14 protein-coding genes are annotated in these 22,219 nt (G+C 56.4%); 9 read left to right on the forward strand and 5 right to left on the reverse strand.

Annotated features, from left to right (window positions below):
* Window positions 1-153: 153 nt before the first annotated feature.
* From ACR0IV_RS13535 to ACR0IV_RS13575, 9 genes are all read left to right on the forward strand, one after another.
* The gene (locus ACR0IV_RS13535) at window positions 154-2,193 is read left to right on the forward strand and encodes an ABC transporter substrate-binding protein (RefSeq protein WP_480658710.1); all 2,040 of its coding nucleotides are present in this window, start codon (window positions 154-156) and stop codon (window positions 2,191-2,193) included.
* 67 nt (window positions 2,194-2,260) lie between these two features.
* Window positions 2,261-3,265 (forward strand): ABC transporter permease, encoded by a 1,005-nt coding sequence (locus ACR0IV_RS13540; protein WP_480472717.1) that lies wholly within the window; start codon window positions 2,261-2,263, stop codon window positions 3,263-3,265.
* A 4-nt stretch (window positions 3,266-3,269) separates the two neighbouring features.
* Entirely contained in the window at window positions 3,270-4,397 is a 1,128-nt protein-coding gene (locus ACR0IV_RS13545) for an ABC transporter permease (RefSeq protein ID WP_480658708.1), read from the forward strand.
* Complete coding sequence (locus ACR0IV_RS13550; protein ID WP_480658707.1) at window positions 4,394-5,389, forward strand: ABC transporter ATP-binding protein; 996 nt, start codon at window positions 4,394-4,396, stop codon at window positions 5,387-5,389. The genes ACR0IV_RS13545 and ACR0IV_RS13550 overlap by 4 nt, the downstream gene beginning before the upstream one ends.
* Window positions 5,386-6,381 (forward strand): ABC transporter ATP-binding protein, encoded by a 996-nt coding sequence (locus ACR0IV_RS13555; protein ID WP_480658706.1) that lies wholly within the window; start codon window positions 5,386-5,388, stop codon window positions 6,379-6,381. Before ACR0IV_RS13550 ends, ACR0IV_RS13555 begins: the two co-directional genes overlap by 4 nt.
* 194 nt (window positions 6,382-6,575) lie before the next feature.
* Window positions 6,576-8,261: an aspartate-alanine antiporter gene (gene aspT / locus ACR0IV_RS13560; RefSeq protein ID WP_480472725.1), complete on the forward strand. Its 1,686-nt coding sequence runs from the start codon at window positions 6,576-6,578 to the stop codon at window positions 8,259-8,261.
* An 18-nt stretch (window positions 8,262-8,279) separates the two neighbouring features.
* The gene (locus ACR0IV_RS13565; protein WP_480658705.1) at window positions 8,280-9,896 is read left to right on the forward strand and encodes a bifunctional aspartate transaminase/aspartate 4-decarboxylase; all 1,617 of its coding nucleotides are present in this window, start codon (window positions 8,280-8,282) and stop codon (window positions 9,894-9,896) included.
* A gap of 89 nt (window positions 9,897-9,985) precedes the next feature.
* A complete protein-coding gene (locus ACR0IV_RS13570) occupies window positions 9,986-11,851 on the forward strand; it encodes a PAS-domain containing protein (protein WP_480659005.1) in 1,866 nt (621 codons plus the stop codon).
* A complete protein-coding gene (locus ACR0IV_RS13575; protein ID WP_480658704.1) occupies window positions 11,852-12,553 on the forward strand; it encodes a response regulator transcription factor in 702 nt (233 codons plus the stop codon). It begins immediately after the preceding gene.
* Between the two features lie 42 nt (window positions 12,554-12,595).
* Here ACR0IV_RS13575 and ACR0IV_RS13580 read toward each other — a convergent pair whose 3' ends face one another.
* The 5 genes from ACR0IV_RS13580 to ACR0IV_RS13600 all read right to left on the reverse strand — a co-directional run bounded on the left by ACR0IV_RS13580 (window position 12,596) and on the right by ACR0IV_RS13600 (window position 22,022).
* On the reverse strand, window positions 12,596-13,906 hold the full coding sequence (locus ACR0IV_RS13580) for an HlyD family type I secretion periplasmic adaptor subunit (RefSeq protein WP_480658702.1): 1,311 nt from the start codon (window positions 13,904-13,906) through the stop codon (window positions 12,596-12,598).
* The gene (locus ACR0IV_RS13585; protein ID WP_480658700.1) at window positions 13,890-16,022 is read right to left on the reverse strand and encodes a type I secretion system permease/ATPase; all 2,133 of its coding nucleotides are present in this window, start codon (window positions 16,020-16,022) and stop codon (window positions 13,890-13,892) included. Before ACR0IV_RS13585 ends, ACR0IV_RS13580 begins: the two co-directional genes overlap by 17 nt.
* Window positions 16,019-17,263 (reverse strand): TolC family protein, encoded by a 1,245-nt coding sequence (locus tag ACR0IV_RS13590; protein ID WP_480561562.1) that lies wholly within the window; start codon window positions 17,261-17,263, stop codon window positions 16,019-16,021. The genes ACR0IV_RS13585 and ACR0IV_RS13590 overlap by 4 nt, the downstream gene beginning before the upstream one ends.
* An 85-nt stretch (window positions 17,264-17,348) precedes the next feature.
* Window positions 17,349-18,164, reverse strand: coding sequence for a SapC family protein (locus tag ACR0IV_RS13595; protein WP_480472737.1), 816 nt, complete (start codon window positions 18,162-18,164; stop codon window positions 17,349-17,351).
* A gap of 18 nt (window positions 18,165-18,182) precedes the next feature.
* Window positions 18,183-22,022, reverse strand: coding sequence for an Ig-like domain-containing protein (locus ACR0IV_RS13600; protein WP_480658698.1), 3,840 nt, complete (start codon window positions 22,020-22,022; stop codon window positions 18,183-18,185).
* Window positions 22,023-22,219: the final 197 nt, after the last annotated feature.

The raw sequence follows: 22,219 nt of genomic DNA on the forward strand, positions 1-22,219 counted from the left end.
TACCGATCTGCTTCGGCAGCAGAGGGCCATTTCTGTCATCTCCCCGCAGTCACACAACGATCCGCACAACAATTCAGCCCAAGTATCACACCCGGTGTCATCCACCTGGTGTGCATCGCCATTTCAAAGACTCAAAACCAAGAGGGTTCCAAGATGAAAAGATTACTCCTATCCGGTGTTGCGGCGGTTGTGCTGCCCGGCGCCGCGTTTGCGGACTGCCCGGCCATAACCGTGGCAGATTCGCAGGGCATCGCTGCCGGTGAGCATCCGCAGCAATACGAACTGGCAGAATTCCAATCCGCTGCAAATTGCGAGCTGAGCTTTTCAGAAAACCCGGCGATCGCCGATCTGAATGCCCGCATCAAAGGGAATGGCGATCTGCCCGCAGTGGCAGACCGTCTTCCCAGCGAGCCTTTGATCGTAGTGCCCTACGACGTGATCGGCCAGTATGGCGGTCAGTTTGATGCACTGTCGAATGCAACCGAATCCGGCACTTCGGATTTCCTGTCCGTGCGGCATACCAGCCTGGTGCGCTATGCGGACGATCTGCAGACAATAGTTCCTCATGTCGCCAAATCTTTTGAATGGAATGACGATTTCACTCAGTTGACAGTAACTCTGCGCGAAGGCCACAAGTGGTCGGATGGCGCACCGTTCACGTCGGCGGATGTGGTGTTCTGGTACAACAACCTGATGATGGACCCGAATGTCATCCCCGAAGCCAAAGATTATGCCCTGGCCGGTGGTGAGCCCATTGAAGTGGTCGCGCTGGATGAACAGACCGTTCAATTCAATCTCAAAGCACCCAAAGCTGGCCTGATCGAAACCTTCGCGTCCCAGTATGTACAGCCCTATCAGCCGATGCATTTCCTGGGTCAGTTCCACCCTGAAATCAATGCCGACGCAGATGCAAACGCGCAGGCCCTTGGCTATGAAAACGGCTATGATGCAATCAAAGCCTATTACGGCAACTCGGACTGGACCGACACGCCATCGCCCATGCTGACCGCCGGGGACAAGTTGGCGGGTCTGCCCAAAAACGCGGTCCCGACACTGGAGAGCCACATCCTTGTCGAGGAGACTGCGGAAGGCCGTCACCTGGTCGCGAACCCATACTTCTTCGCCGTCGACACGGCGGGTAATCAATTGCCCTATATCAACGAGCAGGACGAAGTTTACATCAGCGACTCAGAAGTGCGTTTGCTGAAACTTCTGAACGGCGAGGTGGATTACAAGGCGCAATCAGTTGTTCTGCCAAATGCCCCGGTGCTGCTGGAAGGGCAGGAAGCAGGCAATTATCGCATCGACGTGCGGCCGACGATTGCGATGCCGGCGGTTGCCTTCAACTTGACGCATGAAGATGAAGCAGTTCGCGAAGTATTCAACGACCTCCGCTTCCGTGCCGCGATGTCGAACGCCATTAACCGGGACGAAATCAACGAGACGATCTATTTCGGTCTGGGTACTCCGCAGCAATATGTAGGCTTCTCACCGGTTCCGGATTTTGTTGATCCGAAATGGGTCAGCTACGAAGCCTCGTTCGATCAGGATCGCGCCAGCGCTCTGCTGGACGAGGTTGGACTGGTGGATGCCGATGGTGACGGCAATCGCGACATGCCCAACGGTGATCCGCTTGTTCTGGACTGGCAGTTCTCATCGCAAGAGGTTTCCGCGGCTTTGGTCGAACTGATCGCGCAGAACTGGAAAGATATCGGGATCAACACCACCATCAAAGAGGTGACGCCGGACGAATATCGGTCGGCCCAGTCGTCGAACGCTTTGGACGTCCTGACGTGGACCGTGGGTTCACCTGTCGGCACAAACTTGGGTGACAATCAGCTGTGGGTGCCGCCGTATTCGGACTATTTCGGCCTGCGCCCTGCGATGGGTTGGGCTGAATGGGTCGACTCGGATGGATCGGCCGGTGTTGAGCCGCCGCAATACGCGAAAGACCTGATTGCAGGTATCAACGCGTTCCAGGCAGCAATTCCCGGCTCTGCAGAGCAAGGTGAGATCGGCAACAGCATGGTTGAATCGATGACAGGAAATCTGACATTCATCGGCATCATCTCGGCCCCATCGCCGGTATATGTCAGCAACAAGCTGAGCAACGTGCCTGAATTCAAAACAGCATCTTATGAATTCTATCGCACCTATCCTTACCGCGCATATCAATGGTCGCTGAGCGAATAATCGCGGATTGATACAATCGGAGGACGGGCGGCAACGCCCGTCTTCACGTCTTTATTGAAGGATACCCATGTTACAGTTCGCCCGATTTGCCGCGACCCGGGCGGTCATGGCACTGATCACGTTGGTGATCGTTTCACTAATCGTGTTCTCATTGATGGAGCTTGTGCCAGGTGACTGTGCCGAGCGCTACCTTGCCTACAAGAACACGCAAGGGCAGGCGATCACGCTGACAGATATTCAGAATGAGCGTATTCGTCTGGGTCTGGATCGCCCCTTTCTGGAACGCTGGGTCAGCTGGCTTTCCGGAGCATTTCGCGGTGACTTTGGCGACAGCTGTATCCTTCGGGTCGATATCGCACAATTGCTGGGCGACAAGTTCTGGGTGTCCCTGTGGATTTGCCTGGGCTCGCTGACGCTTGCCTACGCGATTGCCATCCCGGTCGGCATCATCTCGGCCGCGTCGCGCAATGCCTTTCTGAACAACACGCTGCGCATCGTCAGCTATCTGGGTCTGGCGATGCCAAACTTCTTGCTGGCGCTGATGGTGATGCTTTTTTCGACCATCTATTTCGGCGAAACGCTGACGGGGCTATTCTCACCCGAGTACAAAAACGCGCCCTGGTCCTGGGCGAAATTCGTTGACTTGATGAAGCATGCCTGGCTGCCAGTGTTTATCCTGGGCTGGTCGGCCACCGCCTTTGCGTTGCAAACCGTAAGGGCATTGATGTCTGACGAGATCGGCAAACTTTATGTCACCGCCGCCGCCGCACGCGGTATCTATGGTCGTCGCCTGCTATGGCGATATCCGGCTCGTCATGCACTGGGACCGATCGTGAACTCGCTTGGGTTTGACCTGAACCGTATCTTCAACGAGTTGCCGATTGTGGCCCTGATCCTGACATTGACAGAAGCGGGATCGCTGCTGCTGGAGGCGCTGGCCCGGTCAAATGACCAGCAGCTTGCAGGAGCGATCATCTTCCTGCTGACGGCCTCCATCGTGACGCTGAACTTTGCCACCGACATTCTGCTCGCGGTTCTCGATCCGCGCGTTCGCAAGAGTATCCTGAGGTAAGCCGATGACTGCGATGACAAAACAACAGGCAAAAGAAGCCTATTTCACCGCATCTCAACGACAGCTGATCTGGGCGCGGTTCAAGAAACAACGCTCGGCCATGATTGCCGCCACGGTGCTGATGGTGTTGATCTTGTCTGGGATCTTTGCACCATTTCTGTCGCCTTACGATCCCACCGCCGCAGGGCGTGATAAAGATTATTTGAACGGCGCGCCGCAGATTCCGCAATTCTGCGACAAGAACGGCTGTTCATTGCGCCCGTTTTTGCATGAGGTGACGCGTGAACGTTCTTTGGCGACGAATTTCCGCTGGGTGGAGAAGGTCAACGAAGACGAGCGGCGTTACGTCCAGTTCTTCGTAAAGGGGGACCCTTACAAACTGTTTGGCTTCATCCCCGGTGACATCCACTTGTTTGGCACGGACACCGGCTATGTCCACCTGTTTGGCACCGATGCTGCCGGTAAGGATATTTTCAGCCGCACTCTGCATGCGGTTTGGACATCGCTTCAGGTCGGGACATTGGGGGTACTGATCTCATTTGTTCTGGCCCTCGCGATCGGAGGGGTCGCCGGGTATTACGGTGGCATGATCGACAGTTTGATCCAGATGATCACGGATGCCGTGCGTACCATCCCCTCGATCCCACTGTTCATGGCCATCGCCGCCTTTATCCCGCCAGAGTGGTCGGCAGAGACGCGATTTTTCGTGATTACAGCCATTCTGGGCCTAGTTGGCTGGCCCACGTTAGCCCGCCGCGTGCGTACGCATCTGTTGACTGAACGCAATCAGGAATACGTCTTGGCCGCGCAACTCAGCGGAGCGTCACCCAGTCACATCATCCGCAAACACCTGCTACCCAGTTTCACCAGCTATATCATCGTCGATCTGGTGATCACGTTCCCTTATGTGGTGCTCAGCGAAACCGCTCTCAGCTTTATCGGCCTCGGCCTGAAGGACCCGGTCAACAGTCTGGGCGTGATGCTGCAGAATGTGACCAGTGCCGACGTATTGCTGAACTATCAGTGGTATTTCATCCCGGTATTTTTCTTCATCGCACTGGTGATGGCATTTGTGTTTGTAGGCGACGGGTTGCGCGATGCAGCGGACCCCTATTCGGAGTCCAAGAAATGAGCCTGCTCGATGTTGAAAACCTCACCGTTCAATTCAAAACGGATGAGGGTCTGATCACCGCTGTAGACAACGTATCCTTTTCACTTGCCCCCGGCGAGGTGATGGGGCTGGTCGGTGAAAGTGGATCAGGCAAGTCGGTGACAGCGAAATCACTGATGAAGCTGAATGCCAACAACACCGTCTATGCGCCTGAGACCAAGATTAACCTGCATCTTGAGACGGGTCCGGTGGATGTAATGTCCCTGAAACGCCCGCGTGACATGGAGGTTGTGCGCGGCGGCGCCATCAGCATGATCTTTCAGGAACCGATGGCCAGTTTTGCACCTGCCATGACCATCGGCAGCCAGATGGTCGAGCAATTGTTGATCCACACGGATATGAACAAAAAGCAGGCCAAAGAGCTTTCGATCGAGATGCTGGACCGTGTCGGCATCTCGGACGCTGCAACGCGGTTCGGACAGTTCGCCTTTGAGCTGTCCGGGGGGATGCGCCAACGCGCGATGATCGCCATGGCGTTGTCGACTAAGCCCAAGCTGCTGATTGCAGATGAGCCAACGACCGCTTTGGACGTCACCATTCAGGCACAGGTCATCGACCTGATGAAAGATCTGGTTTCTGAGTTTGGGATGGGGATCATCTTCATCACTCACGACCTGGGCGTCGTCGCCCAGACCGCCGACAAGGTGGCCGTGATGTATCTAGGCCGCATCATCGAACAGGGTCCGGTGCGCGAGGTGATCCATGCGCCGACCCACCCCTATACTCAGGGTCTGATTGACGCGCTGCCTCAGCTGGACGACCTCGACAAGCCGCTCAAGCCCGTTCCTGGCGATATCCCGTCGCCGCTTGAGCGGCCCGACGGCTGCGTATTCCACACGCGCTGCGGTAAGATTATCGGCGACATCTGCAAAAACCAGGTCCCACATTGGAGCGATGTCGGTCCCGACCACCGCGCCGCCTGCCATCTCTGCACTGAAGGATCCGCCGCATGAGCGATAAACCCCTTATCAGCACTCAGGACCTTTCGGTCGGGTTCCAGATCGGCGGTAAGATTTTCAATAAGAGGATCCTCAAGGCCGTCGACCACATCACGCTCGATATTCCCAAAGGGACGTTCTTTGGCGTCGTTGGGGAATCGGGTTCCGGCAAGACAACGCTGGGACGCGCCCTGCTGAATGCCGTTCCCATCACGGGTGGCCACGCCACCTATGACGATGGTGAAGTGCAATACGACCTCGCCGAGATGAAACCCGCTGACCTGAAAGAGTATCGCCGCCGCGCGCAACTGATCTTTCAAGACCCTTATGCGGCACTCAGCCCACGTATGACCGTGCGCGATATCATTGCCGAGCCGCTTGAAGTCATGGGCCTGACCAAAACACGCGACGAAACCGACGCCCGGGTGCGCGAGATCGCTGCAAAATGCCGGTTGAACCTTGAGCATCTGCGTCGCTTCCCACATGCGTTTTCCGGGGGTCAGCGGCAGCGCATATCAATCGCGCGTGCTCTGGTGTCGGGGCCGAGTTTCGTTGTGGCAGACGAATCCGTCGCCGCGCTCGATGTCTCAATTCAGGCCGATATTCTGAACCTGCTAAAAAGCCTGCAGGAAGAGCTGGGCCTGACATTCATGTTCATCAGCCACGATTTGAGCGTCGTAGCCCATACTTGCGATCATGTCGCTGTGATGTATCTGGGCCGCATTGTCGAAAGCGCCCCCACACGCCAGCTGTTCGAAGCCCCGCGCCATCCCTACACAAAGGCTCTGTTCTCGGCGATCCCCTCGCTTGATCCCGATGAGAAGGGCAAGGCGCAGAAGCTGGAGGGCGAAATACCGTCTCCTACGAACCCTCCGACCGGGTGCAAGTTCAACACACGCTGCCCTCATGCGATTGATATCTGCCGCCAGAAAGAGCCGCAGCTTGAACATGAAGACGCCACCCACTTGGTTCTCTGCCACCGATGGCGCGAGCTGATGGAGGCCTGACGCGACCTGTTTCTAAAAAACCTAGACATGCTGAGCACTTACAGTATCGTAACCGCATAGAATCTCGCGCTGGCACACCCGTGCCGGACAACTAGTCGGACGTTTGCGGACCGATCTGAATTTTTGGCGAATTGTGCCGAGGTCCATCTTTGTCACGTCCGGCTTTTGCCGAACCTGATATTGTGAGGTGAAGTATGCTCGATTGGCTGGTGAATATTCTTCAGACCTATCCTGAACTGGCGGTATTTCTATCCATCGGTATCGGTTTCCTTGTCGGCCCATGGAAGCTGATGGGGTTCAGTCTGGGCACCGTGACTGCAACCTTGCTGGCGGCGGTGGTGATCGGGCAGGCGCATATCGACATCGACTCAGCGGTCAAATCGACCTTCTTCATTCTGTTTATCTTTGCTGTGGGTTACGGTGTCGGACCTCAGTTCATGCGCGGCCTGAAGGTAGACGGCGCGCGCGAGGTTTTCTTTGCGCTCAGTGTCCTTGCTCTCTGTCTGGTGATTCCTGTCATAGCTGCGAAGGTGGCAGGGCTGGAATTGGGGTATGCCGCGGGACTTTATGCTGGCTCGCAGACGATCTCGGCGGCGATCGGGGTTGCGACCGATCAGATTGGCCAATTGGGCCTCTCGGCCGAGCAGGCCAAGACCTATGCCAACCAGATCCCAGTCGCGTATGCGGTCACCTATATCTATGGCACTATCGGTTCGGCCATAATTCTGGCCAAGATCGGGCCGCGCCTGATCGGCGTTGATCTGCCCGCCGCCTGTAAGGAATACGAGGCCAAGCTGGGTGGCGGTGCATCGGTGGAAACCGGTGAAGGCATCGTCTCGGCCTATCGCGCTATCGAAGCGCGGGCGTTTGAAATTCCTGCGGGTAGCGACCTGCTGGGCCAGCCGGTCAAGGATCTGATGCCGGGTGTACGCATTTATGCCGAACGACTACGTCGCGGCGATCAGGTGATCGAAGTAGACGACAATACTGTGCTTGAGGCGGGAGATGTCGTCATGTTCTCGGGTCGTCGTGCCGATCTTGTGACCCTGCTGGAAACCAATCTGAAAGAGGCTGACGCTCCCGATCTGTTAAGCATCCCGTCCGAAAAACTGGACGTGTTGATCACCAGTAAGGAGGTCCACAACAAGACCCTCGAACAGCTCAGCAAAATGTCGATTGCACGCGGTGTCTATGTTTCGAAGCTGACCCGCAACATGCTGGATCTACCGCTGCTGCCGGGCACCGTGGTCCATCGCGGGGACATTCTGACCCTTCAAGGTGCCAAACGCCACGTTGAGGCCGCCATCGCCGAGATCGGCTATGCTGATCGGCCTGTCGACACCACCGATCTGGCCTTTGTCGGCTGGGGTATTTTTATCGGCGGTGTGATCGGCACGCTGGCGATCATGATGGGAGGATTTCCCATCAGCTTGTCCACTACAGGAGGGGCGCTGTTGGCCGGTCTGGTACTGGGTTGGTTGCGGACGGTGCACCCAACCTTTGGCCGCATACCGGGGCCTGCGCTATGGCTGATGAATACGCTGGGTCTGAACGTCTTCATAGCGGTGATCGGGATTACTGCAGGGCCGGGCTTTGTCGCCGGGCTGCAACAAGCGGGGATTGCGTTGCTTCTTTGGGGGATCGTTGCCACTTCGCTACCGATGATCTTTGCGGTTTATGTCGGGCACTACGTGTTCAAATTTCACCCCGCTATCTTGTTCGGCGCCTGTGCTGGCGCACGAACGACCACGGCTGCCTTGGGTATGATCCAGGAGGCTGCCCAAAGCCGCATCCCGGCGCTTGGCTATGGGATGCCCTATGCCATTGGCAACACATTGCTGACCATTTTCGGAATGGTCGTTGTTTTGATCCTAAGCTGATTTCGAAAGGTTCGATCCATGGATAGACTCACGCTGCACGATTACGAAGCGCTCAGCCCGTTTCAGATCAAGGATGAGCTGATCCAACTGGCCTCGGCCGAGGCGCGCAAGGCCAACAGCGCCTTTCTGAACGCAGGTCGCGGCAACCCCAATTGGGTTGCCACCCGCCCGCGCGAGGCTTTCTTTGCGTTGGGTCAGTTCGCAGTGACCGAGTCCAAACGCGTGATGGACCATCCGGCAGGGTTAGGCGGTATGCCTGCTATAAAGGGCTGTCATGGCCGATTGCAGGACTGGGCCGCGGCAAATGCCGACATGCCAGGCGTCGATATCCTGCTGGAAGTTGTGGCCCATGCCATTTCAGCCTTCGCGTTCAACGCGGATGAGTTTGTCCATGAACTGACGGATTCCATCATTGGTGATAATTATCCTGTCCCGGACCGTATCCTGAAACACAACGCAGCCATCGCGCATGAATACCTGATGTGGGCGATGTGTGCGGGTCACCGTCCCGACGCGCAATTCGACCTGTTCGCGGTTGAAGGTGGAACAGCAGCGATGTGCTATATCTTCAAAACGCTGAAAGCGAACCGGCTGCTGAGTCCGGGTGACACCATCGCGCTCTGCACTCCGATCTTCACGCCTTATCTTGAGATGCCCGAGCTTGAGGACTACGCCCTCGAATCCGTGCATGTGGAAACGGATGAGGAAGACGGATTTCAGCTGACCGATGCCGCGGTGGAGAAGCTGAAAGACCCCAAGGTAAAGGCGTTCTTTCTGGTCAATCCGGGCAATCCTTCCTCGGTGGCGCTCAGCACCGCATCACTACGCAAGTTGGCTGATCTGGTTGAAAACCACCGACCCGACCTGATCGTGCTGACCGACGATGTCTATGGCACGTTCGTACATGACTTTACCTCGGTGATGGGCCATCTGCCGCGTAATACGATCGGAGTTTACTCTTATTCAAAGTACTTCGGCTGTACCGGCTGGCGTCTGGGTGTGATCGCCGTCGCGCAAGACAACATATTTGACCTGAAACTCGCCGAGCATCCCGAAGACATCAAACAGAAGTTGGACAAGCGCTATGGCACACTCAGCCTGACACCGCGCGATATCCGCTTTATCGACCGGTTAGTGGCCGACAGCCGGGATGTGGCGCTGAACCACACGGCGGGACTATCGCTACCGCAACAGGTGATGATGACGCTGTTTTCACTGTGTGAACTCGTAGATACCAAAAAAGCCTATCAGACCGCCTGCATGGAGCTGGTCCACCGCAGGTTCAAACTGCTGACCGAGGCGTTGGGGGTCGAGGTTCAGGCGGGCGAGCACTATGATGCATACTACGGCATCATCGACTTCGAATTCTGGCTGCGAAAGTATGTGGGTGAGGATGTGGTCACCTGGATCAAGAAGAATATCCACCCGCTCGATATCGCCTTCAAACTGGCCGAGGACTACGGCATCGTCCTGTTGAATGGCAGCGGGTTTGACGCCCCAAGCTGGTCAGCCCGCGTCTCTTTCGCCAATCTTCCGGACGAAGCCTATTCACAGATTGGAACTGCAGTCCGCTCGGTCGCGCGAGGATATGTGCAGGCCTATCGCGCTGCGAACAACCAACCGCTACACGGTTAGACAAGGCCCTACACCTGCGCCCGAACTGGTGTTACCCATAGGCGCAGGGGAGGACGGAATTGGAGATTACCGAACAGCGCATTAAGGCGATGACCACTTCTGGCTTGAACCTCATCGGCCAGGCGCTGTCGATCTACGACAGCAAGCTCCGTCTCGTGCTCAGCAATCTGCGTTTTCAAGAGATGTTTGACCTGCCGGAAGAACTCGTCCAGCCGGGGGCATTGTTCCGCGACACTATCCATTTTCTTGCCAGCCGCGGGGAATATGGCGCGGATGGCGCTGTTGAGGATATGGTCGAAAGCCGTGTCGCGCAGGCCCTGGCCTTTGAGCCTCATTACATGGAGCGTGTTCGCCCCAATGGTCAGGTGATCTCCATCGAAGGTGCACCACTGCCAAATGGTGGCTGGGTGGCCGTTTATACAGACATCACCCGAACCCGACAGGTCGAGGATCTGTTGCGCGCCCGGTCCGAAGAACTGTCAGGGCAGTTGCTGAGCCACGCCGAAGAGCTTTCGGCCACCAACCGCAAACTTGCTGCCACCATCACCGCGTTGGAAGAGGCCAAACGCCAGTTGACAGAGATCGAAGCCCGAACGCGGATGACGACCGAGATGATGCCTGCGCATATCGCGCATCTCGATGCCAACAGGCAGTATGACTATTCCAACCGCCGTCTCAGTTCGGTCATGCCGGGTCGCCCGTCAGAGATTCTGGGGCTCCATATATCTCAGGCTCTAGGCAAGGCGGCCTATGACCGGGTCAAACCGCACCTGGAGCAGGCCTATGGCGGGCAACCATCGGTGTTTGAATTCACCGAGGATCAGGATGCCCGGCGCATTCGCGTGTCCTTTACACCAGATCAGGTCGGCGGTGTTTATGTCATGTCGGTGGATATCACCGAAGAAACACAGGCACGCGTCGCCCTGCAGCAGACCCGTCGCCGCGCCATGGCTGCGCAAATGACAAGCGGGTTGGCCCATGACTTCTCAAACCTTCTGACCATTATCCTGGGGATGCAGTCTCGACTGGCCAAAATGGAGCTGCCAGAAGAGGCCGATAAACTTGTGGCGGCTACTCAATCGACGGCGCGCCGTGGTGGCCAATTGCTGAACCGTATCGCCGACATGACCGGCAACCGAACGCCACAGCCCAAGGCCACGGATATGCGCGGGCTGCTTGAGGATTTACGGGTTCTGGCGACTCCATCACTGCCGCGCGGTATGGGTTTGTCTGTCGTGAACACTTTGCCTGACGAGCCTTTGATGCTTGATCCAGGGATGGTGCAGGACGCTTTGCTGAACCTGGTTCTCAATGCCCGTGACGCCTGTGGCAGCTCGGGACAAATAACCATCAGTGCCCACGCGATCGGAATGATCTGGGCCGAGGTCACGGTCTCGGACACAGGCCCTGGGTTTTCGCCAGAGGCGCTCGACAAGGCGCTGAATCCGTTTTTTACGACGAAGGGAAGCGATGGCTCGGGGTTGGGTCTGCCCATGGTCTACGACACTGTAAAACTTGCCGGAGGAGATCTGAGTCTGCGCAACACTCCATCCGGGGCATCGGTGGTAATGCGCTTGCCCTACCGTCCTGCGCCGCCGGCGAGATCGGGTCTTGTCCTGCTGGTTGAGGATAACGATGACCTGCGTGACCAGTTTCGCGACATGCTGGTCGAGTTGGGTTGCTCGGTTATCGAGGCAAGTTCGGCTGATGAAGCGCTTGAGTTGACGGCAGAGATTGATGACATCTCGCTGGTTGTGACCGACATCCGTTTGGAGGGCGAGGGGACTGGCATCGATCTTGTGGACCAGATCAACGGTACGCTGCCCTGTATCATGATGACATCCCTGCCTCATTCCGATCCGCTGCACAATCAGGCATTGACCCGTGCGCCCGTCCTGCGCAAACCGTTTACTCAGGCGCAATTGTCGGCGCTGATCCGCACTGAGGCCGCATAGATGACAAATCCTTTGGTCACTATCCTTGATGATGAGCCCGAAATTCGGCGTATTCTGACCGATGCTCTGGAAGAGGCCGGGTTTCGCACCCAAAGCTTTGCCAGGGCCCGCGAATTTGAAGCCTCGCTCAAACGTGTCACCCCGGATGTCTGCCTTGTGGATCTATCGCTGCCCGATACTGACGGCTTGGCGTTGGTGCATCGACTGGCGCTGGAGCAAGGTGCAGCGGTGATCATCATCTCCGGCCGGGCGCAAGTGCAGGATCGTGTCACCGGACTTGAGCTTGGTGCCGATGACTACATCACAAAACCCTTTGACCCCGCCGAAGTGGTTGCCCGTATCCGTGCCCGTCTGCGGTCGTCTGGCCCTGCGGTTCAAAGCTCGGATGTGGCCGAATTCAATGGTTGGACAGCCCAGTTCGACCGATATGTTCTGATTGACGTCGACGGTATCGAAACACCGTTCAGCCATGCCGAAGGCGAAGTGCTGCGTCTGTTTCTAGAAAGCCCCAAGCGCCTAATCAGCCGTGCGCGGATGCAGGAGATGTTGGGTGGAGGTGCTGGTGACAGTTTTGATCGCGCGATGGATGTCCGTATCTCTCGCTTGCGGACAAAGCTGGGCGAAGACCCTAAAAAACCACGCCTTATCAAAACAATATACGGCGCGGGTTATATCTTCCTCGGCGATGTAAGCTGGCATTGAACACTGCGGCACCAGTTTGAGGCGGCGCCGAACCAGGCCAAGCTATTCACGCAAAGCCTGATCTTTTACCTTCAGAACCGGTTGGATGAGGTAATCAAACACCGTTTTCCTACCTGACAAGATATCAACCTCTGCAATCATTCCAGGGATGATCTCAACAGCCAAGCCACCCGAATCCAGCATGGTACCTGTGGTCTGGATCTCGACCACAAAAACCTCTTCGTCATTGCGCTCTGAGCGCGTAATCGTGTCGGCCCCGATGCGGACAATTTCACCATCCAGGCTTCCATAGCGCGAAAAATCGTAGGCTGTGATCTTGATCTTTACCGGCTGGCCCGGATGCAAAAAGGCGATATCGCCAGGTTTGACAAAAGCCTCAACCAGCAATCGATCATCCAACGGAACAAGCTCGATCAATTCCTCACCGCTGCGCGCCAGACCGCCTATGGTCGTGCGATGGATGCGGTTCACGACCCCCCGCATGGGCGCGCGTATCTGCGCACGCGACACGCGGTCGCGCAAAGCGGGTAGGGCGGGTTGCAATGCAGCCAATTCTGCGGTCACCAGCGCCAAGTCGGTCAAGGCCGCACTGCGGAACCGGTTGCGGGTGGCGCGGACTTTGTCATCAACCTCATCAAGGCCGATTTTCAATCTGCTGATTACAGCTTCCGCACGAACCTTGCGCCCCTTCCACTCCGCCTCACTGCGTCGTAAAGCCAACAGAGTCGTGATGGGCTCCATACGTTGCTCTACCAATGGCACCATCAATGCGCGTTCTTCCGCCAGAACGTTCAATGTTTCGACCGCTGTCACCTGATCGACCAGCCCCTCTTCGTATTCGCGTTGTCTTTGTTCGCGCTGCTTATGAAGAATGGCAATTTCAGCCGCCAGTTCGGCTTGTCGACCCTGATACAGCGCCGTCTCAGAACGAACGACGCCGGGAGCACCACTCAGCAACTCACCATTGAATATCAGGTCTGTCTCATCGATTTCAGCTTGCAGCCGCTGGGCCCGTGCCATCAAGCCATAGACGCGTTGTTGTTCTTGGCTCAACTCGCGCGCAATCTGGTTTGTGTCGAGTTCCATCAGCAAGGTGCCCGCATCAACCAGCAGGCCTTCTCGTACATGCAAAGCCCGCAATACGCCTGCCTCGGTGGCTTCAATCACCTGCACGTCACCCGAGGGCACAATCCTACCGTCGGCGCGCACCACATCGTCAAGTTCCGTGAAATAGGCCCAATTAAACGCACTGATCATGCAAACGGAAATCATGATCAGCAGCAGCGAACCCCGAAGCGATGTGCGCCCACGCATTTCGCGGGCAAGAGTTTCAAGCTCAGGATGTCGCGACATTCAAATGCCTCCCGGTCTTACGCACGTGTTGCGTAAGCAGGCTTTTGGGCCCGTCGATGCCAACCTTCCCATTTTCGATTACAATCACCCGATCGACAAGTTCGAGCAGGCTCGAACGATGGGTGACAACAACTACCGTTTCCTGCTGTGTGGCTGATTTCAGACGCCGTATGATCTCGGCTTCGGATTTGATGTCCATCGCGCTGGTGGGTTCGTCCAGCAGCAGAACCGGCGGCCGTCCAACAAGTGCCCGGGCCAAAGCAATTGCTTGTCGCTGACCGCCCGACAAACCTTCGCCACGTTCAGCCACGCGCAGGTCATATCCGTGCGGATGCCGCGAGATAAAATCCTCAACCCCAGCCAACAGACCCGCTCTGATCAAGTCTTCATCCCGAACCCGAAGCCCGCCACTCGCGATGTTCTCTCGGACGGTGCCTGAAAACAGCCAGACATCCTGCAATACCGACCCGACATTGCGACGTAGATCGCCCGGATCAATCTGACGGATGTCCAACCCATCCAGCGTCACCGAACCCACCCGAGGACGATAAAGCCCCAACATCAATCGTGTGATGGTGCTTTTGCCTGAGCCGATTTGGCCGAGAATGGCAACTTTCTCACCTGGCTCAATGGTAAATGATACCCCATTCAAAGCGTCATCCACTTGGTCTGGATAAGCAAAATAAACATTGTTGAACGAAATTCGGCCTTTGAATTCGGGACGACTTATCCATTGGCGTCCATTGGGTCTTTCGCTTTCGACATTCATCAAAGTGTCGAGATTGCGATAGGCGCTTCGCGCCTGATTAACACGCGTCAAGGTCTGAGCCAATTGCCCCAACGGTGCCAGAGCACGCCCGGTCAACATCACCGATGCGACAAGCGCGCCCATGCTCGTCTGCCCATCGGTAATAAGAAATACACCATAGAAGACGACCAAGACTTGTGCCGCCTGTTGCGTAAAACCGGTCAGGTTCAGTGCGAATTGTGTAATCGCCCTGGTGCGTGATCCGTGGTTCGATTGCCGTTTGATCGCCTCTTCCCATCGAGATCGCATCAACCGCGAGGCTCCTGTGGTCTTGATCGTTTCAAGGCCTGTCAGGGCTTCAACCAGAACAGATTGTTTTGATTGGCCATCCGAAAAGCTTTGCTCAGCCAACCGGGACAGCATCGGTTGTATCGCAAGACCGGTCAGTAGGACGACTGGAATCGCCAAGGCAGGAATCAACGCCAGTGACCCCCCAACCAAATAGATCGTAAAAAGAAAAAGAGCGATGAAGGGAAGGTCGACAACAGCGACCAGAGTTGCCGAGGTGAAAAATTCACGAAGGGTCTCAAATTCGCGTACGGTATTGCTCGTAGCACCGGTTGACCCCGATTTCCCAGCCATGCCGATGTTGATCAACTGATCGAAAATGCGTCGACCCATCGCCAGATCCGCCCGCTCACCCGCGCGATCAATAAATCCTGCACGCAGTATCTTCAGTAAGAAATCGAAGAGTAGCGCAAGGCCGACACCAAGGGTCAAAGCCACCAAGGATGCTGTCGCTTCGTTTGGCAGCACGCGGTCATAGACGACCATGATAAAAACGGAAGTAGATAACCCGAGAATGTTGGCCAACGCAGCCGCCATCGCGACCTGCGCATATGTCCATCGGCTCGCGGCGAGCGCTGACCAGAACCAGTGGCCTTCGTGGACGTTCCGACCCGTTGTCGCGCGATCCTGATACGCTCTGCGAAAAAGCAACGCGTAACCAGTATAGCTGTCTTTCAGAGCGCTTTCGGGGATTTCCCCAATCCCTTCATCCAAATCGGGATCGAATATCAGAAAGTCACCGTTGTCAGACCGGCCATGATAGACCACTGCCCGCTCGTTTTCCAACAAGAGGATGGCGGGGAAGAGGGTCGTATCGAAATCAGGCAACTTCATTGAACCAAAACCCACCTGCAATCCGGCCCGCTGAGCGGCAGCGATGGCGTCGCGGATCGTCAGATTACCGCTCTTTCCTGATTGCGCAGCATGTATTGATGCGAGCGTCACAGGTCGATCGAGCGTTACGGCGACATTCAGCAAACACGCTTCCAACGCAGTAATAGGGCTGTCCTGAAAACTCATGGTGTCCCGTTCCAATTCGTGAAACTCAATTCGAGCAAATCAAGAATGTCACCGGTCAGGTTTAGAACGGCGTAATTGGTCAGAAAGTAACTCTGTTCCGCCAGGATTAACCTTTCCTGCGCATTCACGTAGTCCCGTTGAGCGTCCAGAATTTCGATCAGGCTGCGTCGACCGATGGTAAATTGTGCGCGGGCGGCAGTGACGCTTTCGGCATTGGCCTGCATCGCCAGCCGGGCTTCTCGCAAGCGATCCGCGCCCGCTTTCTGATCCGATCGTATAAACCCAAGTTCACGCCCGATTTCGCGGATCAAAACCTCACGCTCGGCCTCGACCTGCTTGACCTGTTCCTGCGCTGCGGCGATTGCGGCACGGCGTTGACCAGTGCTGTCGAGTTCGTAGTTAACCGACAAATCGACGCCGAAATCCGTATCCGAGAAATCATCGTGATTGGCAAAAGCGGTGAGGCGCACATCCGGTTTACGCCTGGCCTGAGCCGCAGCCCACTCGGCACGAGCAGCAACCAACGCGGCATCTGCACGTCTAATCTGAGGGCTATCAAGCACGATCTGCTCGTCGCTGCGACTGAGTTCAGGAGCAGGAACTGCGGGAGGAAGAGTTCCCGCAGGTATTCCGAACACTTCCTGAAACCGGGCCTCAGCACGATCCACCCTTGTTCTTGCATCAGCAAAACGTGTTCGCGCATCTGCGGCGCGAGATTGTGCTATAAGAATATCGGCCCGAGATCCAACGCCGCTGTTCACCCGTTCAGAAATTTGTTGCTCAATTTCTTGGTGAACCTCAACATTGCGCTGCGATATGTCATAGATTTTGCGGCGATCCAAAACCACGACATATGCCTCTATCGCAGACAGAGCAGTCGCCGCAGCGGTTTGCAGTTGATCGCCACGGCTTTCCAGCACGCGCGCGCGTGCGGCAGTAAGCGAATTGGCGGCAGCTCCGCCGTCATAGACAAGCTGTGATACACGCACGTAAGGGGTGAGGTCTTCCCGATCCGAATACGTTCGTTCCGAACGCGCATTGAGCCCCAGTGAAACCTGGGGTAGAAATTCACCTCTCGCGGCATCACGATTGGCTTCTGCAATTCCCATCCGTGATGCGCTCTGCGCCAGAGCAGGGCTGTTTTGAACTGCAGCGCGAACGCGTTGTCCAAACCCACTTCGGATCAATGTTGTCGAAGGGTTTATTGCACCGGAGCCTGTCGATCCGTCGGCAAAGGACATGGAAACCTGCGTTAATTCAGGAGTTTGAGCGCAGGCCGACGTCAGAGCCAAGAACACGAGGGAAGAATAACATCTCAAGCCAGACCTAACCCTGCGCATAGGTCACCCGATTTTCATGCTGCAAACGGATCATGTCTTGACCCAACGCTGAGACGAACCCGCATAAGCCGGAGTTCGGCTTTGGTCGGTATTTCTGCCGCTGGCTTTGTGCTTCTGACAGCCACTCGCAATGTGACAACGAAACCTGGTGTGCGTGGATCATCCGCAACGCGGTGACGGGGATGGGTTCATTGGAACCCGAGCCCAAGTATTCAGCCAACTCGTCTTCGTCGACCATCAACAACTCAGGCAGAGAATTTGACCCCGAAGCAGGCCCGAACCGAGAAAACAAGCCCAAAGACTGAATTCGCTTGCATATTTTGTGCGTCTCTCGCACCGCAGCTTCGCGCATTCGGAAGAAGTCCAGAACGCTCTGCAGTTCGGTCGTAACACGCCCGTCTCTCGTGAAGAAAGGCATGTCTTCTGGATCGGATGAAATAAGGCCCGATGCTTCATCGACCAGAAGTCGGTATTGCTTTTCACTCAAGCGCTCAGCTCGAAATGGAAAGCACCGAAGGGCGGACGGCACGTAGCAAGCGAGCCATTTACCATCGTCAGAGACAAACGGCGACGTGAGCCCTGCTGTCATGGAGAATAGAGCAACAGGTTCGATACGCTCACCATCCGACTGAAAGAGCATCGGATATGCAGCCGCTACTTGCAGAACCTCGGGACTGACCACGGGACAAGTAACCTGGCTGGCAGCAAAATCGTAAGTGGTGAAACGCTGCCAGTACCGATGCCCATGCCGTTCATGAGTTACAGGAACAACGCCAATATTTGCCATGATTTTATCATCCATCTGCACCACCAGCCTCAATCAGGCGCTTGCACCCGTTGGGTCCGAAAGCAAAATATTATCTGCATTGAGATCAGTCAGATCAGCGAGCCCATCGAACTGTGCTATCGTCTCAACTGTGGCGGTATCAGATGATGAGTAATCGACTTTCACCAGAAGACTGTCATTCCCATCCGTTGCCATCAGATAGATTTCGTCACCCGCTTGCGCCCCGCCAAAGGTTTCCGCTGCGGCTGCAATCGTGTCGCTATCGAGGTCCGATAATGCCGTCTGCAATCCGACGAAGCCTGTGTCTTGCCCTATCGATCCTCCGAGGTTCAGGCTCTCAAAACCGGTGCCGTTTCCACGCAAGCTGCTGGTATCGAGCCCCGCGAACCTGATTGCATCGGTGACTTCGGCAGCGGGCCCCAAAGTGAAGCCCGTGATCGTATCTGTGCCGTTGATCGTTGGATCAACCTCGAACACGACAACGTCCCGTCCTGCGCTGGTGAGGTCAATCGCATCGTCGCCGCCAGCCCCGCGAATGACATCGTCAAGGGCGCTTGCAGTCAGCGTATCGGCCCCATCCGTTCCCAGGTGAAACTGAGATGGGCCGCCATCCGGGGTTGTTAGTGACAAGATGATCGGCTGCGACGCATCCTGTACGGTCATCGTGAACGTCATGATAGGTTGTGACAAATCACTAAAACTTGTCGAAGCACCTGCGAAACTGATGGTTGCAGCCCCTTGCGGATTTGCGAGGAAGAAGGTGAAATCGCTGTTTTCAACCTCCGAGCTGGTATCATAGGTTGCAACCGCCGGGTCAAACCCAAGATCCGCAGTAAAATCCAGCCCCCCCGAGATATCTCGGTCTGGGTCGGCATAAACTTCGAAGGTCACTGTCGATCCGCTTCGACCAGCTTCAGCGATCGTGTAGGCCGCAGGCATGTGGGCGATGGCCTGATTGGTGGCGGGCGTAGGGTCTTGTCCCGCTGCAACCGATGCCTGCGCTTCAAAGCTCAGGTCGTCCCCGGCTTCGACAGATACGAACTGTGAAGCCGGGATGCTGAGCGACCAGGAGCCATCGACGGCAACAGTCCCGCTGCCTACCGGAGCGCCATTGAACGTAACTGTAACGGCCTGTCCGGCACTCAGCCCAACCGAACTACCTGTAATCGTGGTGCCGCCATTCTGCAAATCGCTCAGCGACAGAGCCTCATTGGTTCCTACGTCGCTCATACTCAGTATCGGGCGGAAATCCGTGGTAAGAGATGTCGTGGCATTCGCAGCCGCATTTCCCGCGGCATCTTGCACTGAAGCAGTGATCGAGAACGTACTCGCGTCCGCCAAAGCGGCCAGATCCAGTGCGGGAACCGTTGCGACCCAACTGCCGTTTGTCACGGTCGCAAAATAGTCCTGGCCATTCAGGTTGACGGTAACGATTTGACCATTCTCTGCGCTTGTTGCGCCGGTGATCTGCAGATCCGTCGCTTGTTCGAGAACATCCAGAGTTCCCCCGACCGCAAGCGCATCTAACGAGAGGGTGGGTGCGCTCAGATCGGTATCAAAGCTGGTATTTGTGCTCGCGCTGTTGCCTGCGGCGTCCGAAACAGAAGCTTTTATCTGGTAGGTTGCTCCATCCTGCAATCCACTCAGATCACCCGAGGGGGCCACATAATTCCAGATCCCGCCGCTTACGGTCGTTGTGCCGCTTGTTTCGAGCGAACCGTCAGGGCGAAGTATCTCGACTAGAATTTGCGAGCCGTCGACAGCATCAGAGGTGCCCGAGATCGTCAGGCCGCTGTCCCTTTCAACCGTGTTCAAAACAGCCCCCCCAGATGTCGTTGCGATTGAAAGGGAAGGTGCAGAGAAATCCGTGTCAAAGCTGCCGGTTGCCTGCACTGCAGGGTTGCCGGCGTTATCAGAGATGTCAGCGGTTACATTAACTGTTGCCCCATCCGACAAAGAACTGAGGTCGGCCGTCGGTACCGTTACGCTCCATGCGCCGCTCATTGTGGTTCCGGTGTACGGCTGGCCTTCGAAGGTAAGCGTCACTGTTTGACCGTCTTCGGCGGTTGTCGACCCGGTGATAACCAAATCCACGCCTTGCTCGGTGGCATTCATCACCGCACCCGCCGAGAATGTATCAATACTCAGCGATGGCGGGGTTGCATCCTTAACAAGCCCGATCCCTGCCTGCGGAGCGCTGAGCCCGTCGGAATCGCTGACATCAGCGGTTAACGTGAATGCGACACTATCTGCCAGTGATATAAGATCCGCGCTGGGGATGGTAACGTTCCACGCACTGCCGGAGACAATTCCGGTATAGGTTTGACCATCCAGAGTGACTGTGACGGTCTGACCATCTGCAACATTCCCAACCGTGCCATTTACCACCAAATTTGAACCTGCCTCAGCCGCATTGAGCACATCCCCAACCGATAGCGGATCGATGGCGATAGATGGACCCGTCAGATCTACGGGCACAGACGCCGAGACCGGCGTTGCGGGGTTGCCTGCGGAATCTGTGACAGCGACCGAGATGGCGACGGGGGTGCCCGTCGACAGGCTGGCTAGATCCTCGCTCGGAATAGTCACGTTCCAACTGCCTCCGGACACAGCGCCGGTGTAGTTTTGTCCGTTGAAGGTAACGGAAACCTGCTGACCGTCCTCGGCGTTCGACAATCCGTTCAGAATCAGATCGGCGCTCACGTCGATCAATTCGATTGACCCTCCGGCAACCGGGTCCAAAGTCAGCGTGGGCGCGCTGAAATCGGTGTCGAAACTGCCACTTGCTTGTACTGCCGGGTTACCGGCGAGATCGGAGACGTTCGCGGTTACCGATATCGTCGCCGCATCTGATAGCGAGGCAAGATCGCCCGCGGGAACCGTAACGCTCCATGCTCCGTTCGTAACGGTGCCGCTGTAATCCTGACCGTTGACCGAAACTGTCACGACCTGTCCGTTCTCGGCATCGGTTGCCCCAGAGATTGTCAGGTCGATCCCCTGTTCGGCTGCATTCAGAACCACGCCATGGGAAAAGGTGTCGATGGAAAGAGTTGGGGGTATGGTATCAACATCAAACTGCGCGACCCCAACCGACAGGACTGTTCCATCACCGTCGAGATATTGAACGGTCACGGCCGAAATCCCCTGAGAGAGGGCCTGAGCCTCGGCCTGTGTTAACGACACACTCCAGCTTCCGTCGACTGCTGGGGTAGCGGTTTTGGTAACCGTTCCGATCATGACTTCAACTGACGCCGTCCCATCAGGTGCAACGGTCTGTGTGCTGATATCGCTGAGCGCGTTAGATTGCAGCTCAGCCAGATTTAGGCTTGGAGGTCGGGGCGTGGGGGGAACCACGGAAGGTTCCTCGGTATTCTCATCATCACGACCCCCACCACCACCGCCACCTCCGGCGGCGGCTGCCGCACCGGCAAGGCCGAGACCGCCCAACGCCAGTCCGGCACCACTGATGCCACCGCCCGCAGCGGCTGCGCCCGCAACTTCGACAGCCGCGAGCTGTGCAATTTCCATCGCAGCTTCGTCAGCGATCATGATTGAACCGTTTTCAAGAACCTGAATGTTCTCGGCCTCTACAACGACTGTACGTCCATCCATCATCTTCAGTTGCACGTCCCCGTTCGGCATGAGTTGTGCCGAGCGCACACCAGTAATTGCTTCGGCGAACTGGAACGAAGAAAGCGCATCATCCGTGGCCTGCGCCAGCGCAGGCAGAGCCATTAAGGTGGTGCCCAACCCCCCCAGCAATCCGCGACCTGCCCAGCGTTGAAGCTTCTTGTCGATCCAGCTCCGCGTCTGTCCATTGTGCTGTGATGTCTCGGAGATCCGAGTTTCGGTCGAATCGATGTCTTTGGTCATCTTCCCTCACAATCGGTGGTCGCGTTCTGTCAGTCGACAGATGGCAACCCGCCGGAACCGGTTGGTCTTCCCGTCCTGATGGCAATGGGGCCAGATGGGAAAACTTGAATAAAACTGAAACCGAAGTCCTTGTTTTCACCACATTCCTGCTCTGGTTTCGCACCGGAGCATCGGGTCATTCTGATTGCAGTGCCGAT

The sequence above is a fragment of the Ruegeria sp. C2 genome (assembly GCF_056537765.1).